This is a genomic window from Chloroflexus aurantiacus J-10-fl (assembly GCF_000018865.1).
Taxonomy (GTDB): Bacteria; Chloroflexota; Chloroflexia; order Chloroflexales; family Chloroflexaceae; genus Chloroflexus; species Chloroflexus aurantiacus.
This window is the reverse complement of sequence record NC_010175.1, coordinates 1,702,229-1,719,007: the sequence shown is the minus strand read 5'-3', so window position 1 is coordinate 1,719,007 and position 16,779 is coordinate 1,702,229. Positions and strand designations below refer to the sequence as shown.

Sequence of the window (16,779 nt, the reverse complement as noted above, 5' to 3'; positions counted from 1 at the left end):
CTGTTACGACGTTGCTGAACCGTTGCGCTTGAGCACTTCTCGTGAACGTCCCCCCTCGGCTGGGCCGACATACCCCTGCTGTTCGAGCAGATCGATCAATTGCTGGGCTTTTGAATAACCGATGCGCAACCGACGTTGCAACAGCGAAGCAGAGGCACGCTGGTGTTGACCCACAAGCGCAATTGCCTGCGGTAATAACTCATCTTGTTCGGCGGGAGAAAGAAACTCGGCTGGCGGTCGGAATGGCTCAGCGCCGGAAGACTCTTCAGCCGCCTTTCCTTCACCGGTGGCCGTATTCGGCTGGGCCGCAGTCGCCTCGGTCGGTGGCGCGGCATGACGCCAGAACTCAACGATCCGCTCGACTTCACGGTCGGCGACGTAGGTGCCTTGAATCCGGATCAGTTTGGCCGAGTCGGCGGCCATATACAGCATGTCACCCCGGCCAAGCAGATGTTCAGCACCCGGCACGTCGAGGATCACCCGGCTATCAACTTGCGACGTGACGGCAAAGGCAATTCGTGACGGGAAGTTGGCCTTGATCAAACCGGTAATCACATCAACCGAAGGGCGCTGCGTCGCAATAATCAGGTGAATCCCGGTTGCGCGGGCCATCTGGGCCAGCCGACAGATATACGTCTCGACTTCATCGGCTGCCATCATCATCAGGTCGGCCAGCTCATCGATCACAATCACGATATAGGGCATCGGTTCCAGATCGGCCCGTTTACGCGCCAGTTGACGATAACTGTCAATGTTACGACAACCGTTACGGGCGAAGACCTTATACCGGCGTTCCATCTCGCGGGTTGCCCACTTCAGCGTTGGCACCACCCGTTCCACTTCGGTGACGACCGGCGAGAGCAGATGGGGGATATGGTTGTAAACAATCATCTCGACCATCTTGGGGTCGATCAGAATGAGCTTGAGTTCATCAGGCGTATGCTTCAAGAGCAGACCGCAGAGAAACGCATTGATAGCCACCGACTTCCCCGAACCGGTTGCACCGGCCACCAGCAGGTGGGGCATTTTGGTCAGATCAGCAATCACCGGCGTACCGCTGACATCTTTACCCAGCGGCAATTTCAGCCGCCCGCGGAAGGTTTCAAACTCCTCGCTGTCGAGCACCTCGCGCAGTGACACCATGGCAATCGCGCTGTTGGGAATCTCGATCCCAACTACATTCTTGCCTGGAATTGGTGCTTCAATTCGTATCGATTGGGCTGCCAGCGCCAGTGCCAGGTCGCGTTCGAGCGTCGTAATCTTGGCGACTTTCACCCCTACTGCCGGTTGCAGCTCAAACTGGGTTACCGCCGGGCCGGTATTCACCCCCACAACACGGGCTTCGACCTTAAAACTGGCCAGGGTCTCCTCGATCACCCGTGCCTTGAGTCGGCGTTCTTCATCAGTAATCCCGCCATCGACCGTGCGTTCCAGGAGCAGATCGAGGGAAGGCAGCGGCCATGCCCGGCGTACCGGCGAAATCTCAAAGCCATCTAGCGGTTCCTGCACCACCTCTTGTACCGGTTCGGGCTTCACCGGTGTAATCGGCTTTACCGACACCGCTGGCTCTCTGGCCGGTGGAGGTAGCTCAGGCGTAGGGCGTTGGAAGAGGCTGGCCCGGGTAGGACGGGCCGCGATTGGGGTCGGCACAATATCATCATCACTCCCACCCTGGGGAGGTGGGGAAAATACCAGATCGGCGCCACTGCGCGGCAGCGTTGCCGGTGATGATTGCGGGCGTCGTGGTGCACTCCACAACACCTGCCAGAACGCGATAGTACGTTCGACCATCCCCACCACCAGCTCGCGTACCGTAAGATTGAACGTGAGCAGCAGGCCGGCCAGACCGAGCGCCAGAATCACCAGCACCGCTGCGATCTGCCCAATCGCCATCTGAAGCAGTTCAAGCAGCCAGTAACCAATCCAGCCCCCACCCTCATTCATTCGATCAGCGATGAGAATGGAATGTACCGGCACTTCAAGCAGACCCAGCATGGCCAGTAATATCATGCCGGTACCCAGAACATTGGCACCGCTCAGACTGGCATCGTGCATGCGCTCTTGCCAGAGAATCGCCAGCCCGATCATGAAGAGCGTGAGCGGGACAAAAAAGACACCGGCACCGAACAGCGAACGCACGGTATTGAGATAGAGAGTTCCCAGACCGCCAGCTTCGCCGGTAAAGACAAAGATAATGGTCAGGACAGCAACCAGCATCAGCCCCAACGCGAAAAGTTCACGTTGGTGTTCGGGTCGCAAGACGATCCGCCAGCCCCCTTTCGCGCTGCTTTTGCCGCGCTTCTGACTGCTCGCTCGTCGTGATCCTGTTGATTTATTACCACTGCGTGAAGCCATGGCTTTTGCTTGTAGTGCATCAAATATATGAAAATATATGCGATACGATTATAGCATATTTGTGCGAGAAAGCTACTGTCTAGGAGATTCAATTATGTTATTATCCACGAGGCGTGTTGGGTAGCGGATCGTGGGGCGAGGTTCTATCCCGTCCACCGGCAATTCCCGCAGAGGTGTGCACGTATTACCCAAAATATGGGTCGGGTGTGATTGACCTGATGCAGGGGATCGTGGCTGTGCGCACCTGCCGATGCGTTCGTGGCACAGCTCACCCTCGCCAGTGCCGTCAATTCGGCTATGAATACTCACACCCTGGTCAGCCCGGAGTCGTTGGGCTATGGGGCAGTTCAGAGCGGGTAGAGTACGGGAACAGCACCTGCGCTACTCTCACCCGGACAGGACAGAGCCTGACGTTATGGGTCTGGCGAGATGATGGGGAGTGGTAATCAAGCGGTGTGACGAGCCGATTTCCAACCAGCATCCACAGGGAGTTATCAGTCTGCAATTGTGCCCCTCTTTACAAATTGCTGCTAACCTCATATAATTGTGGCAAGGTATGTGGTGGATTGCACCGCCTGCCTGACTTCAACTGAGAGATGTGCTCTCAGTTATTCTTTTTATATTGAGGGTTTTCCGACCGTCCGGTTGGGCGGTGCGGGCAGCGTAGAGGCAGTAGTGATGACAGAGAAGCCAACGTATCTGACTCGCGAAGGTCGCGCCCGTTTGGAGGCAGAGCTTGAGTATCTAACCACGGTTGAGCGCAAGCAGATTGCCGAACGGATCGCAGCGGCCAAAGAATTGGGCGATATTTCCGAGAGCGGTGAATATGAGGATGCCAAAAAGGCACAGGCGCTCCTTGAAGGTCGTATTCGCGAGCTGAAGCACTTGCTCTCACGCGCTGAAGTCATTGATGAGGATCAGGCCAGCAATGGTGAAGTACGGGTTGGTTCATCTGTAACCGTGCGCTTTGAAGACGATGGTACAGAAGAGACCTGGACGATTGTTGGTAGTGCGGAAGCCAATCCGCGCCAGGGCCGTATCTCAAATGAGTCACCGCTCGGTGCTGCACTGCTCGGCAAGCGCGCACGTAATAAGGTGACCGTTCACACGCCTTCCGGCGTCATGAAATTAACCATTCTCAAAGTGCGTTAGTAATTAACGATTGTGGACGGGTGAACCACCTTTGTCAGCAACAACTATCTGGTAGTTGCTGATTGCCTGGTGCTGATTGTTGTTTTGAGAGGGCGTCGGTAAGCCGATGCCCTATTGTCTTTTTTCCGGTATAATGGGAAGAGCTGTGCCGGTGCTTTGAAGATATTCTCTGGCTTGATACTATCGTGAAAACATGCTATGGAATTGAATGATTTACAGGCCCAACGTGCGGCAAAGCTGGCCGAATTGCGTGCTGCCGGTCTCGATCCATACCCACCTCGCTGTTACCGCAGCCATACCATTGCCGAAGCTCTGGCTGCGTTTGATGATCTGGTCGCCCAGTCCACCACACTGACGCTGACCGGACGCATCATCGGCGCTCGCCGCATTATGGGTAAGATCGCCTTTGCTCATATTGAAGATGGCACGGGTGAGATTCAGCTCTGGCTCAGCCGGGCCGATCTCGGTGATGAATGGTTCGAGCGTTTTCGCGATCAGCTCGACACCTTCGATATTGTCCAGGCGAGTGGTGTATTACGTTGCACCAAGACCGGTGAACGCTCGCTCTTTGTGCGTGAGCTGGCAATACTGGCCAAGGCGATTAATCCACCCCCTGAAAAATGGGCCGGTTTGCAAGATGTCGAAGAGCGCCATCGCCAGCGCTATCTCGACCTGATCGTTAACCGTGACCGCCGCGAGATTTTCCGGGCGCGGGCCCGTGTCATCAGCACGATGCGGCGCGTCCTGGATGAACGGGGCTTTCTCGAAGTTGAGACACCGGTGTTGCAACCACTCTACGGTGGGGCTGCTGCACGCCCTTTTATCACCTATCACAATGCGCTGGGCCAGAATCTCTATTTGCGGATCGCCACCGAACTCTACCTCAAGCGCCTGATTGTCGGCGGCTTTCCCGGTGTGTACGAAATCGGGAAGAACTTTCGCAATGAAGGGGTTGATCGCTCACACAATCCAGAGTTCACCATGATGGAATGTTATCAGGCGTATGCTGATTATCACGCCATGATGACTCTGGTGGAAGAGATGCTGAGCGAGATTTGTCTGGCTGTCCACGGCACCACAACGATCACCTATCAGGGCCGTGAACTTGATTTTCGTCCACCCTGGCCGCGCATTGCGATGGCAACAGCGATTGCCGACCGCACCGGTATCGACATTACCCAGATCACCGATCTGGATGCCTTACAAGAAGCTATCAGCGCACGTGGATTGCGGGTTGAACGCAAGGCGTCGTGGGCAAAGCAGGTTGACGAACTCTTCTCGGAGTTTGTACAACCTCATCTGTTCCAGCCAACCTTCATCATCGATTATCCGGTGGCGATGTCGCCGCTGGCAAAGCGGATTCCTGACCGGCCTGATTTTACCGAGCGCTTCGAGGCCTTTATCGCCGGTATGGAGATTGGCAATGCCTTCACCGAGTTGAATGATCCATTCGACCAGGAAGAACGCTTCCGTGAACAGTTACGCGCCTTCGCTGCCGGTGATGAAGAGGCGCACCAGATGGACGAAGATTTTATCAATGCGCTACGTTACGGTATGCCACCGACCGGTGGTCTTGGGGTAGGTATCGACCGCCTGGTGATGGTCTTGACCGATCAATCCAACATTCGCGAAGTGATTCTCTTCCCGCATTTGCGGGAACGGTCTGATGAGTAGCGAGCGGTGCAGGCAATCTATCGCCGGAAAGGAGGAGCGTATGCCCCGCTCATTTACGGTTGAGCGTGAGAGTTTGCCTGCGGTTGTGCAACGCTGGATCGAAGCGATTGGTCTCGGCGAAGAAGAGCTGGTTGAACTGGTCTTCACCGAACGAGAACTGCTCATTCGCCGGCCTATGAGTCCCCATCTGCGGGCATGGGCTGAAGCAATGTGTGATCAGTATGATCGAGCGTTTCGGCAGATTGTCGGGATATAGACGCGAGATGGTGTGATGTTTGACGAGGAAGCGACCGACATCGTCTATCTTTCACTGGATGATGTGCTTGATCTGCACACCCTGGTCATAGAGCGCTACGGTGGACTGCTCGGCATTAAAAGCCAGGATCGGTTGCAGATGGTCTTGCAGGCACCACGCCAAATTCTCTTTGAAACCGAGCTGTATCCCGATCTGTGCAGTAAAGCCGCTGTCTTCACCTTTTTGCTCGTGAAGCATCATCCCTTCAATTCGGCTAACGAGGCGACTGCATTTGCCTGCCTGCTCCGCTTTCTTGCAATCAATGGAGCCTGTTTACGACCGGAAGTTGGACCTGATGAGATTGCCTGGGTGTTTCGGGCATTGAGCCACGGTGATATGGATCGGGAAGAGCTTGAGCGCTGGTTGCGCGAAAATGTAGGAATATTGCCATGAAGCGGGTGCTTATCAACGGCGCAAAAGGAATGTTAAGTGCGCAGGCCGCCCAGGTGTTGAGCCAGCATCACGATGTTATCGTCCTGGGACAACAACCACCAACAGCTCCTATCGGCAAAGCCGACTGGCTGGTAGCCCGACTTGATCGTCATCAGTTGCTTGAGTTATTGCGCCATGAGCAGATAGACACCGTCGTTCATTGCGATCTGTTGGGGTTCGATGAACCGCTGCCTGACCACGAAACGACGGTTCAGCACAATGTCATTGGCACGATGGAGTTGCTCGGTGCCTGTCGTGCTGCCGGCATACGCCATGTTGTGTTACGCAGTCATGGCTGGATCTATGGCGCCAGTCCGTTGAATCCGTTGTTGATCAGCGAAGAGCGTCCGATCAAGACGCAGCATAGCCGGGGCCTCCTGCGTACTCTGGGTGAAGTAGAGCAGGTGGTGGCCGATTTTGCTTCCCGCCACCCTCAAATCACAGTGACGGTGTTGCGCTATGCACCGCTGCTTGACCAGGATAGCCCGCTGATGCGCTATCTGCGCGCACCAGCCCCCCAGATGTTGTTCGGCTTCGACCCAATGATCCAGCTACTCCACCTCACCGATGCTGCTCAGGCAGTGTTGGCGGCGGTGCAGCAACCGATTGGCGGTGCTTTCAATCTCGCTCCAGCGCAATCGATGCCGCTGAGCCAGGTCATTCGCCGGCTGGGACATCAGCCGGTACCGGTATTAGGCCCTCTCTTCGACAATCAACCGCCGGCCGGATGGCCCTTCGACGTTGATTTCTTGCGCTACCGTTGTACTATCGATCCTGAGCGTGCCTGTCGCTTGCTAGGATGGTCGGCCCACTACGATATGGCAACGGCTCTCGACACACTGAAGCCGTTGTCGCCAGAAGAGGAGCGGGCTACGGCTGCCCGCGCCCTCGATGAATTTTTCAATCGCAGGAGAATGCACGATGAACGACGAGCCGGTTGATCCACTGACCAGTGATACAGAGGTTCAGCATCCCCGGCGACGCCGGACAAAGGCGGTGACCATTGAGACAACCTCAGAGACGCCGACAACCGCCGATCCCGATCACGTTGATGGAGCTGTCGCTCCGACACCAGCCCTCGATTCGCCGCAACCTTCACCGTCGCTAACGAGCTGGGACGAGCCGTCGGCATCCAGTCGTTCGGCTGAACAGCTTTTCGAGGTAGAGATTGATATTCGTCAGCAGAGTGAGCAACAACCTGCTCCCCAGGCTGCGCTCGGTCAGTTCGCTGCTGGTGTCATTCGGCTCATTGGTGAAAATCTGCAACGCATGACCAACGAGCAGGTCGAGCGCATTAATAGCATGCTGCAAGGTGTTGATCTGCGTGACTATCTCGATCCTGATTTCTGGAAGGGGGTCGGGATGATCTTGCAGTATCAAATCAATGAACAGGCATCCTTTATTCAACGCCGCCTGCGTGGTGAATACAGTACCGATCCGTTTGGGATGGATCGTGAAATTATCGAGATTGCCCGTCCATTTCTCTCGTTTATGTATAGTACGTGGTGGCGGGTGACAGCTACCGGTCTCGAACACGTACCTGCCAGTGGGCGGGCTTTGCTGGTGGCAAATCACAGTGGCGTACTGCCGTGGGACGGGGCGATGATTGCTACGGCAGTTTTCAATGAACACCCGGCCCAGAATGAACGGATTGTGCGCTCGCTGCATTTACACTGGTTCAGCACCTTACCGATCATCGCCCCAACTCTGGCTGCGCTAGGGCAGGTGCCCGGTATTCCGGAAAACGCGATCCGGTTACTTGAACAGGATGAGCTGGTATGTGTTTTCCCTGAAGGTTTGAAAGGGGTTGGCAAACTCTTCAAGGACCGCTACAAGCTGGCCCGTTTTGGACGCGGTGGGTTTGTTCAGGCCGCCTTACGAACACGTTCACCGATTATACCGGTGGCTGTGGTAGGGGCGGAAGAGATTTATCCGATGCTGGCGAACGCTGAGGGCATCGCTAAATTGCTCGGGTTTCCCTATTTTCCGCTTACGCCCTTCTTCCCCTGGTTTGGTCTGCTCGGTGTCATTCCACTTCCGACCCGCTGGAGTATTACGTTCTGTCCGCCGATTGCCACCGATGAGTACGACGCCGATGCGGCTGATGATCCGATCACGGTGCTGGCACTGTCCGAGCAAGTGCGTGAGACGATCCAGGAAGTTATTAACCAGAAGCTGGCCGAGCGCACGTCGGTGTTTTAGCGCTAAGGGTGCACGGCGTGCGGTTTCTGTGGAAGCTATTTAATCACGTGCTGGATCGGGTGCCTTTCCCACGAGTAGAGTGTGCATTGTGTCGTTTGGAGTGCGGAAGCCACGTTTCCGCACTCATCGTTTTGCCTGCCGGTCAGGTGTTGTGCCGATCAATCTGCTGATCACAGATACGATGTGCGACCCTTCATCTGGTGGTACCACCTCTTGCGCAACGATATGCATCGTTCCGATGTCATCACCGTGCTGGAACGTCGAAGACACGTCTCTTCCTGCTCGTTCTGTCCGCCCTTGCACATGAAGGGGCGGGTTCCAAACCCGCCCCTACGGACGATGACGTGCCCGTTCACATTACCATTCGAGGAATGCGGCGAACGGATACGTCTTGGATCGCGGGCTATGCATTGGACTGTAGCAGGTTTGATATAACTCTGTCTCTCTCAGCAATGAATCTCGCTGATAACGCACTCGACATTCATGATGCCAGGTGTGGTATGAATCCTGTAGGATAACGTTCTATAACTAGATGGGAAATCGATGCCACGTATCTTGATGATCTTGATGAGTATTCTCTGGATGACGGCGTGTTCCAGTATCCCGGAACGTGTTGCTGACGATTCGCCCGCACCACCTGCTGCGCCAATCGTGACGCCGGCTACCACCGCGTCTCCTCTCCCGGAGCCATCAGCCACACCACCCGTCGCTACGTTACCGCCGGCCACTGCACCGACGCCTGCGCCAACCTCACCGGCGGTCGCGGTTGATCCCACTATGTTCAGCTATGCTCTGGAACAGGTTGCTGATGGTTTTTCACGTCCGACCCATATCACGCATGCCGGCGATGGCAGTGGCCGTCTCTTTGTGGTCGAACAGACCGGTCGTATCTGGGTCTTGCGAAACGGCGTGAAGGTGTCAACGCCGTTTCTCGACATTCGCGAACAGGTTGGCTCGCGTGGCAATGAACAGGGCTTGCTGAGTGTTGCGTTTCACCCTCAATTTGCCGGTAACGGACGTTTCTTTGTGAACTACACCAACACCAACGGTGATACGGTTGTTGCCGAGTATCGCGCCGATCCTGGCTCGGATCAGGCCGATCCAACCAGTGCTCGTGAGCTGTTGCGGATTGATCAGCCGGCAGCCAACCATAATGGCGGGTTGCTACTCTTTGGCAATGACGGCTATCTCTACATCGGTACCGGTGATGGTGGTGGTGCCGGCGATCCACTCGATGCCGGGCAACGGCTGGATACGTTACTCGGTAAGTTGCTGCGGATCGACATTGATAACGGGCAGCCGTATGCAATCCCAGCCGATAATCCCTTCGTGAATACAGCCGCTGCATTGCCAGAGATTTGGGCTTACGGCTTACGCAATCCCTGGCGCTTCACCTTCGATCCAGTTACAAACCTGATCTTCATTGCGGATGTCGGCCAGAATGAACAGGAAGAGGTCAATGTTGCATCCGCAGCGACGGGCGGTCTCAACTATGGCTGGCGTCTGATGGAGGGCGATCAGTGTTACCGACCGGCAAGCTGCGATCCAACCGGACTGGTCTTACCGGTCGCGGTTTATCCACACGATAGCGCGAGTGGTGGTTGTTCAGTCACCGGTGGTGAAGTATATCGCGGGGTTCAGCAACCGGCATTACACGGTGTCTACTTCTACGCCGATTACTGCACCGGCAATTTGTGGGCGCTATGGGCAAATGGCGAGACCTGGCAACACGCACTGATTGCCCGGCTACCGATCCAAACCACGTCGTTCGGTCTGGATGAACAAGGGGAGGTGTATCTGCTGGATCGGGCAGGTGGGGTGTATCGGCTGGTGATGAGTCGATCCTAGATGGCAATAAGGCGCTTAAAGCATTACCAGGAGGCTCAGGTCGATCATACCTATCACTACCGGAACAGCATATCAGCTTTGGTATGGTGAAGGGGTTGCCAGGCATTGTCTGCACTATCGGGCATACAAGAGGTAGGTGACAGGCCGGCCACCCCTTCGGCTTTGCCAATGAAGACATTCTCCTCAACAGACGAGACGCTTGGCTTCTCTGGGTTCTGGCCTCTGTGCGGTCAGAAGCGAACAGGTCATCGTTGATGAACACATCGCAACATCCCTACCACCCCACCGTAACTTACTCACGTACAAAACTCTCTATAATGAATAGCAACAGCGGCACTGTGCCTGCTGTGCAGTATGTGATACACATTGTGGGCAGCGCAATGACGATTGAAGACCTGCGCGCTATTCCGTTATTTGCCACGCTCGATGAGGCAACTCTGGCCGATACTGCCCGTCGTGTGCAGATATGTCATTATCGCCCCGGTCAGCATATCATCTATGAAGACCAGCCGGCACACGCGATCTTCTTTGTGGTGCGCGGTCGGGTCAGACTGTCACGCACGGCACCTGATGGTCGCGAGCAGGTGCTGGCAATGGTTGGGCCGGGAGAATATTTTAACGCTGTGCCGATCTTCGACGCCGGGCTAAGTCCGGCCACTGCTCGTGCGATGAGTCAGGTCACCTGTTTACTGCTGGCACGCGAGGATTTGCTGGCGCTCATTCGGAAACACCCCGATCTGGCGCTGGCAGCGCTCTCTGATCTGGCCGGACAGTTACGTGAGCTGGTTACTCTGGTTGAGGATTTGGCCTTTCGTTCGGTACGTGCCCGTCTGGCGCGCCTGTTGCTGGCCGAGGCAGCCGAAGGCACCGCCGAAGTCACGCAGCAGGAATTGGCCGAACGTACCGGTACCGTGCGCGAGATTGCCGGACGGGCCCTACGGCGGATGGCCGAAGAACGCCTGGTCAAGTTAGAGCGTGGCCGGGTGGTTGTGCTGGATCGAGTGCGGCTGGCGAAGGTGGCCGAAGAGTAGGGAGAAGCTATCTCGGAGCAGTGAAGTGATGTGACAGGCATCACACCTCTCGCGAGTTTCGCGAGCGTTTGTACGATGATGGCATTCGTTCACGCTCCTATAGCAGTGTAGGAGCCGTCTGCCGCAAGTTGGCATAGACACGGGCTACTCTTCCTGTATGATCGTGGTGATGAATGAGTCTGGTTCAGCGGCTGTAATTCCGCATTCCAGGTGTGGTATGCGGCATATGTGCGGGTGTGTATTCAGCAGAGCAGGCTATACCTGATCATGAGATACGTTCTAATCCGGTACCAGCCCGATGTTCTAAAAACACGGCACGCTGCCCACAATGGCGCAGCGTGCCGTGTTGCAGAGAGATTCAGACCAGATCAACGGATAATGCCTACTGGAAGAGCGCCGCAACGGTATTGTACATGTCGGACAAGGAGCCGCCAATCGCACTGATTGCCAATACACAAACTAGAGCAATTAATGTGATAATTAACCCGTACTCGGCCAGCCCCTGTCCACGCTCGCGGTGCAGCCGTAATGTGTGTACGAGACGCGGTAGGTATGTAACGACCATCTGCTTTCACCTCCTTTCTGAAAAGATTGATAGTTCCACTGTATCCTGAATGCGAGCAATATGCAATCAGTATCAGGTACTATTACGCTATAGTACCTGGGCAATGCAAGGTACATGCTGAATACCAATGACGGCTCTGCTCGTATCTTTATCTTTGTGAGCACAACCGGGTAGGCAATGTTAGCAAAGGAGCATATCTATGACAACATCATGGCGGGTGCCGTTTGGCGATTTACGACGCAGTCATCAGGCACTCACCGCAGACCTGATCGCTGCCGCCGGTCGTGTGATTGAGAGCGGCTGGTTTATTTTGGGTCATGAAGTTGCTGCTTTCGAGCAGGAGTTTGCCACGTTTTGTGGTGCCCGCCATTGTGTTGGTGTGGCCAGTGGTGCCGAAGCGTTGTACCTGGCACTGGCGGCTGCCGGGATCGGCCCTGGTGATGAAGTGATTACCGTCGCAAATGCGTGCATGTACGACGTAGCTGCCATTCTTCAGGCCGGTGCACGTCCAGTACTGGTTGATGTTGATCCCGCTACGCAGAATATTGATCCGGCGGCAGTGGCGGCGGCTATCACTCCGCGCACGAAAGCCGTGATTCCGGTACATCTGTTCGGGCGGCTAGCCGATATGGCGGCTATTACGGCATTGGCCGAACGGCACGGTCTCGTCGTCATTGAAGATGCAGCGCAGGCGCACGGAGCATGGCGTACCGGTGCTGATGGACAACCACGGATGGCCGGGCAATGGGGTAATCTGGCAGCGTTTAGCTTCTACCCCAGCAAGAATCTGGGCGCGCTTGGTGATGGTGGTGCGGTAGTAACCAATGATGATCAGATGGCAGCGCAACTTCGTCGGTTGCGCATGTACGGCTGGGAACGCAAATACTACACGAGCGAGGTGGGTGGGCGGAATTCGCGCCTCGATGAGCTACAGGCAGCACTTCTGCGTGTCAAGCTCCCGCATCTTGCCGCCGCTAATGCGGCCCGTCGTGAACGGGCGGCCTGGTACGCGACTGCATTGGCCGATCTGCCGCTTGGTTTGCCGGTGGACGAGCCGGGTCACGTGTATCATCTCTATGTGGTCACCTTACCTGATCGGGCCAGCCGTGACCGGTTACGCGACCATCTCCTTGCCAACGGCATTGGTTGTGATATTCATTATCCGGTACCAACCCATCTACAACCGGCCTACGCCGATCTTGGCTATCATCCAGGAAGCCTGCCGGTGACCGAAGATCTGGCCGGACGCATTTTATCTCTGCCAATGTACCCGGAATTGACGTATGAAGAGATTATGCTGGTTGCCGAGACGATTCGAGCGGGGGGGATATGGTAAATCTACAAACGTTTGCCGGGGCACGGGTGTTGATCACCGGTGGCCTGGGTTTTATCGGCTCAAATCTGGCCCATCGCCTGGTTGAACTGGGCGCGAACGTCACTCTGGTCGATTCGCTGATCCCAGAGTACGGCGGGAATCTCTACAACATCGCCGGAATCGAAGATCGGGTGCGCGTGAACATTGCCGATGTACGCGATGAATACTCGATGAACTATCTGGTGCAGGGGCAGGATGTGCTCTTTAACCTGGCCGGCCAGACCAGTCATCTCGATTCGATGCGCAATCCGTATATCGATCTCGACATCAATTGCCGGGCGCAGCTCTCTATCCTCGAAGCGTGCCGTAAACATAATCCAGGCATCACCGTCGTGTATGCCTCAACCCGGCAGATTTACGGTAAGCCCAATTACCTGCCGGTAGATGAACGGCATCTTTTGCATCCGGTTGATGTGAATGGCATCAATAAAATGGCCGGCGAATGGTATCACATTCTCTACAACAATGTCTATGGTATTCGGGCATGCGCCTTACGTCTGACCAACACCTACGGCCCGCGCATGCGGGTCAAAGACGCGCGCCAGACCTTTCTTGGTATCTGGATCAGGAATGTCATCGAAGGGAAGCCGATCCAGGTGTGGGGCGATGGTAGTCAGTTACGCGATTTTACCTATATTGATGATTGTGTTGATGCCCTCTTGCTGGCGGCATTGCATCCGGCAGCAAGCGGACAAATTTTTAATCTAGGCGGGCTTGAAGTCATCAGTCTGCGTGACCTGGCCGCACTGACGGTTGAAGTGGCCGGCGGGGGCAGCTTTGAGATTATTCCCTATCCAGCCGACCGCAAGCCGATTGATATTGGTGATTACTATGCCGATGATCGGCGGATCCGCACCATGCTGGGCTGGCAGCCGCGAATTGACCTCCGCACCGGTCTGGCCCGGACTATTGCCTTCTACCGTGAGCATCGCCACCACTATTGGGATGTGCAGGTAGAAGGAGTTTAACAGGTATCGGTACAATATTCATCAAACCTTCACGATGACAGATTAGAATACAGGCTGAAAAGCAACGAAGGAGCACATCATCTATGCGCGTGTTAATTACCGGCGGAGCAGGATTTCTCGGTTCACACCTCTGTGATCGTTTTCTGGCTGAAGGTCATACGGTGATCGCAATGGATAATCTGATCACCGGCAGCACCGACAACATCGCTCATCTGGCCGGACACCCTCGCTTCCTCTTCATTCACCACGATGTTACTAATTACATCTATATCGAAGGGCCGATTGACGCCGTGTTGCATTTTGCGTCACCGGCATCGCCAATTGATTACCTTGAGCTACCGATTCAGACGCTCAAAGTGGGTGCTCTCGGTACGCACAAGGCGCTTGGTCTGGCACGGGCCAAAGGTGCCCGCTTCCTCCTCGCTTCAACCTCGGAAGTGTACGGCGACCCCCAGGTCCATCCGCAACCCGAAAGTTACTACGGGCACGTGAATCCGGTCGGGCCGCGCGGCGTCTACGATGAAGCCAAGCGTTTCGCTGAGGCGATGACGATGGCTTATCACACGTATCACGGTGTGGAAACCCGCATTGTTCGCATCTTCAATACCTATGGCCCACGCATGCGGTTGCGTGACGGGCGGGTCGTGCCCAACTTTATTTCACAGGCACTGCGTGGCGAGCCGCTCACTATCTACGGTGATGGCAGCCAGACCCGTTCGTTCCAGTACGTTTCCGATCTGGTTGAAGGCGTGTACCGATTGCTCTTCAGTGATGAGGTCGAACCGGTCAATATTGGTAATCCGGGTGAGTTTACGATAGCCGAGTTTGCCCAGATTGTGAATGAGATCACGGGCAATAAGGCTGGCGTCGTCTACCGCGATCTGCGCACGAAAGACGACCCTCAAGTGCGGCAACCCGATATTACCAAAGCGCGCCGAATTCTCAATTGGGAACCGAAAGTGACGTTGCGCGAAGGCCTAGAGCAGACAATACCCTGGTTCCGGCAGGAACTACAACGACGTGGCGAATTATAAGCACGAGGAGGCGGTACGAAGCGTATGAAGGCGGTCATTCTGGCTGGCGGCTACGGCACCCGGATCAGCGAAGAGAGTGCCATTCGTCCGAAACCGATGGTCGAAATCGGCAATCGGCCAATTCTCTGGCACATTATGAAGATCTATTCCGCCCACGGGATCAACGAATTCATCATCTGTTGCGGCTACAAGGGGCACATGATCAAAGAGTATTTTGCCAACTACTACCTGCATCACGCCGATGTGACCTTCGATATGCGCGAAAATCGCATGACGGTGCATCACACGGCTATCGAACCGTGGCAGGTGACTCTGGTTGATACCGGTGAGAAGACGATGACAGGCGGACGTATCAAGCGCATCCAGCCCTATGTCGGTAACGAGACCTTTTGCCTGACATATGGCGATGGCGTGAGCGATGTGGACATTCGGGCGCTGATTGCCTATCATCGCGAGCAGGGGGTGACCGTAACGCTGACCGCCGTGCAACCGCCGGGCCGTTTTGGCGCCTTTACGCTGGCCGAAGACCAGAGTCTGATTGCAAGCTTTAAAGAGAAGCCGAGTGGTGATGGTGCTTACATCAATGGTGGCTTTTTCGTAGTGGAACCGGCAGCCTTCGATCTCATCGCCGGTGACGATACCGTCTGGGAACGTGAGCCACTCGAACAGTTAGCTCTAAGCGGCCAACTGGCAGCCTATCGCCACCATGGGTTCTGGCACCCAATGGATACCCTGCGCGACAAGAATTATCTGGAAGAACTGTGGCAGAGCGGTAAGGCACCGTGGAAGATTTGGGCGTAAGCAGGGGGAGAACTATGAAAGTCCTTTTAACCGGCAGTGGTGGCTATATCGGGATCGTTACCGCTCCTTACCTGATCGAACGTGGCCACGAGGTCGTTGGGGTTGATACCGGCTACTACGAAAGCGGCTGGCTCTTCCACAGCGGCCAACGGCAACCGGCACTCATCGTACAGGATATTCGCCGCCTGACGGTGAGTGATCTGGTTGGGTTTGATGCCGTGGTACATATGGCCGAGTTATCGAATGATCCGCTCGGCCAGCTCAATCGTGAACTGACGTTTCAGATCAATCATCAGGGGAGCGTCAAACTGGCGCAAGCGGCAAAGGCCGCCGGCGTCACCCGCTTTGTGTATATGTCGTCGTGTTCAGTCTACGGCATTGGTGAAGAGGGTGAGATTAAAACCGAGGAATCACCGGTCAATCCCCAAACCGCCTATGCCGAATGTAAGGTGCTGGTTGAGCGTGATCTGGCGCAACTGGCCGATGACTCCTTCTCACCGGTCTTTTTGCGCAACGCAACTGCGTTTGGGCCATCACCACGTCAGCGTTTCGATGTTGTACTCAACAATCTTGCGGGCCTGGCCTGGACAACCGGTAAAATTGCGATGGTGAGCGATGGCACGCCGTGGCGACCGCTGGTACACATCCTTGATATTGCCCATGCGGTGGCCTGTGCCCTGGAAGCACCCCGCGAAGCGATTCACAACCAGGTTTTCAATGTTGGCGATAGCCGGTACAATTACCGTGTGCGCGAAATTGCCGAAATTGTCGCCGAAGTCTTTCCTGGCTGTGAGCTGACGTTCGGTCGGAACGATGGCGATAATCGGAGCTACCGGGTTGATTTTAGTAAAATTGCCACGCGCCTCCCCGGTTTCGCCTGTCGGTATGATGCGGTCGCCGGCGCCCGGCAATTACGCGCAGTCTTTGAGCGGATCGGTATGACACGCGAGATCTTCGAGGCGCCGCCTTACACGCGGCTCAAGATGCTGCGTCATCTGATTGCCACCAATCAGCTTGACGCCGAACTGTTCTGGAGGAGCTGATAAC

16 protein-coding genes are annotated in these 16,779 nt (G+C 55.5%); 13 read left to right on the top strand and 3 right to left on the bottom strand.

All coding sequences use genetic code 11. The features are described 5' to 3' along the window. Positions 1-3: 3 nt before the first annotated feature. Positions 4-2,355: an FtsK/SpoIIIE family DNA translocase gene (locus CAUR_RS06440; RefSeq protein ID WP_012257113.1), complete on the bottom strand. Its 2,352-nt coding sequence runs from the start codon at positions 2,353-2,355 to the stop codon at positions 4-6. A gap of 678 nt (positions 2,356-3,033) precedes the next feature. Between CAUR_RS06440 and greA the strand changes: the two genes are divergently transcribed. From greA to CAUR_RS06410, 6 genes are all read left to right on the top strand, one after another. Further along, positions 3,034-3,507, top strand: a complete 474-nt coding sequence (gene greA, locus CAUR_RS06435; RefSeq protein ID WP_012257112.1) for a transcription elongation factor GreA — start codon at positions 3,034-3,036, stop codon at positions 3,505-3,507. Between the two features lie 198 nt (positions 3,508-3,705). Next, positions 3,706-5,181, top strand: coding sequence for a lysine--tRNA ligase (lysS, locus tag CAUR_RS06430; protein WP_012257111.1), 1,476 nt, complete (start codon positions 3,706-3,708; stop codon positions 5,179-5,181). A gap of 40 nt (positions 5,182-5,221) precedes the next feature. Continuing rightward, positions 5,222-5,437 (top strand): hypothetical protein, encoded by a 216-nt coding sequence (locus tag CAUR_RS06425; RefSeq protein WP_012257110.1) that lies wholly within the window; start codon positions 5,222-5,224, stop codon positions 5,435-5,437. Between the two features lie 15 nt (positions 5,438-5,452). Further along, positions 5,453-5,869, top strand: a complete 417-nt coding sequence (locus CAUR_RS06420) for a type II toxin-antitoxin system death-on-curing family toxin (RefSeq protein ID WP_012257109.1) — start codon at positions 5,453-5,455, stop codon at positions 5,867-5,869. After that, positions 5,866-6,849, top strand: a complete 984-nt coding sequence (locus CAUR_RS06415) for an NAD-dependent epimerase/dehydratase family protein (protein ID WP_012257108.1) — start codon at positions 5,866-5,868, stop codon at positions 6,847-6,849. The genes CAUR_RS06420 and CAUR_RS06415 overlap by 4 nt, the downstream gene beginning before the upstream one ends. Continuing rightward, positions 6,830-8,110 (top strand): lysophospholipid acyltransferase family protein, encoded by a 1,281-nt coding sequence (locus tag CAUR_RS06410; protein ID WP_012257107.1) that lies wholly within the window; start codon positions 6,830-6,832, stop codon positions 8,108-8,110. Before CAUR_RS06415 ends, CAUR_RS06410 begins: the two co-directional genes overlap by 20 nt. A 123-nt stretch (positions 8,111-8,233) precedes the next feature. On the opposite strand, the gene CAUR_RS06405 is transcribed toward CAUR_RS06410, so the two are convergent. After that, positions 8,234-8,380: a hypothetical protein gene (locus CAUR_RS06405; RefSeq protein ID WP_157866400.1), complete on the bottom strand. Its 147-nt coding sequence runs from the start codon at positions 8,378-8,380 to the stop codon at positions 8,234-8,236. 273 nt (positions 8,381-8,653) lie between these two features. Between CAUR_RS06405 and CAUR_RS06400 the strand changes: the two genes are divergently transcribed. Further along, the gene (locus CAUR_RS06400; RefSeq protein ID WP_012257106.1) at positions 8,654-9,958 is read left to right on the top strand and encodes a PQQ-dependent sugar dehydrogenase; all 1,305 of its coding nucleotides are present in this window, start codon (positions 8,654-8,656) and stop codon (positions 9,956-9,958) included. A 356-nt stretch (positions 9,959-10,314) separates the two neighbouring features. Then, entirely contained in the window at positions 10,315-10,989 is a 675-nt protein-coding gene (locus CAUR_RS06395) for a Crp/Fnr family transcriptional regulator (RefSeq protein WP_242605088.1), read from the top strand. Between the two features lie 382 nt (positions 10,990-11,371). Here CAUR_RS06395 and CAUR_RS06390 read toward each other — a convergent pair whose 3' ends face one another. Then, positions 11,372-11,554, bottom strand: a complete 183-nt coding sequence (locus tag CAUR_RS06390; protein WP_012660635.1) for a Flp family type IVb pilin — start codon at positions 11,552-11,554, stop codon at positions 11,372-11,374. A gap of 199 nt (positions 11,555-11,753) precedes the next feature. Between CAUR_RS06390 and CAUR_RS06385 the strand changes: the two genes are divergently transcribed. The 5 genes from CAUR_RS06385 to CAUR_RS06365 all read left to right on the top strand — a co-directional run bounded on the left by CAUR_RS06385 (position 11,754) and on the right by CAUR_RS06365 (position 16,775). Further along, a complete protein-coding gene (locus CAUR_RS06385; protein ID WP_012257104.1) occupies positions 11,754-12,890 on the top strand; it encodes a DegT/DnrJ/EryC1/StrS family aminotransferase in 1,137 nt (378 codons plus the stop codon). Continuing rightward, the gene (locus CAUR_RS06380) at positions 12,884-13,897 is read left to right on the top strand and encodes an NAD-dependent epimerase/dehydratase family protein (protein WP_012257103.1); all 1,014 of its coding nucleotides are present in this window, start codon (positions 12,884-12,886) and stop codon (positions 13,895-13,897) included. Before CAUR_RS06385 ends, CAUR_RS06380 begins: the two co-directional genes overlap by 7 nt. Positions 13,898-13,980: 83 nt before the next feature. Beyond that, positions 13,981-14,931, top strand: a complete 951-nt coding sequence (locus CAUR_RS06375; RefSeq protein ID WP_012257102.1) for a UDP-glucuronic acid decarboxylase family protein — start codon at positions 13,981-13,983, stop codon at positions 14,929-14,931. Between the two features lie 24 nt (positions 14,932-14,955). Beyond that, positions 14,956-15,732: a glucose-1-phosphate cytidylyltransferase gene (rfbF, locus tag CAUR_RS06370; RefSeq protein WP_012257101.1), complete on the top strand. Its 777-nt coding sequence runs from the start codon at positions 14,956-14,958 to the stop codon at positions 15,730-15,732. Positions 15,733-15,746: 14 nt separating this feature from the next. Continuing rightward, on the top strand, positions 15,747-16,775 hold the full coding sequence (locus CAUR_RS06365; protein WP_012257100.1) for an NAD-dependent epimerase/dehydratase family protein: 1,029 nt from the start codon (positions 15,747-15,749) through the stop codon (positions 16,773-16,775). The last annotated feature ends 4 nt before the right edge of the window (positions 16,776-16,779 follow it).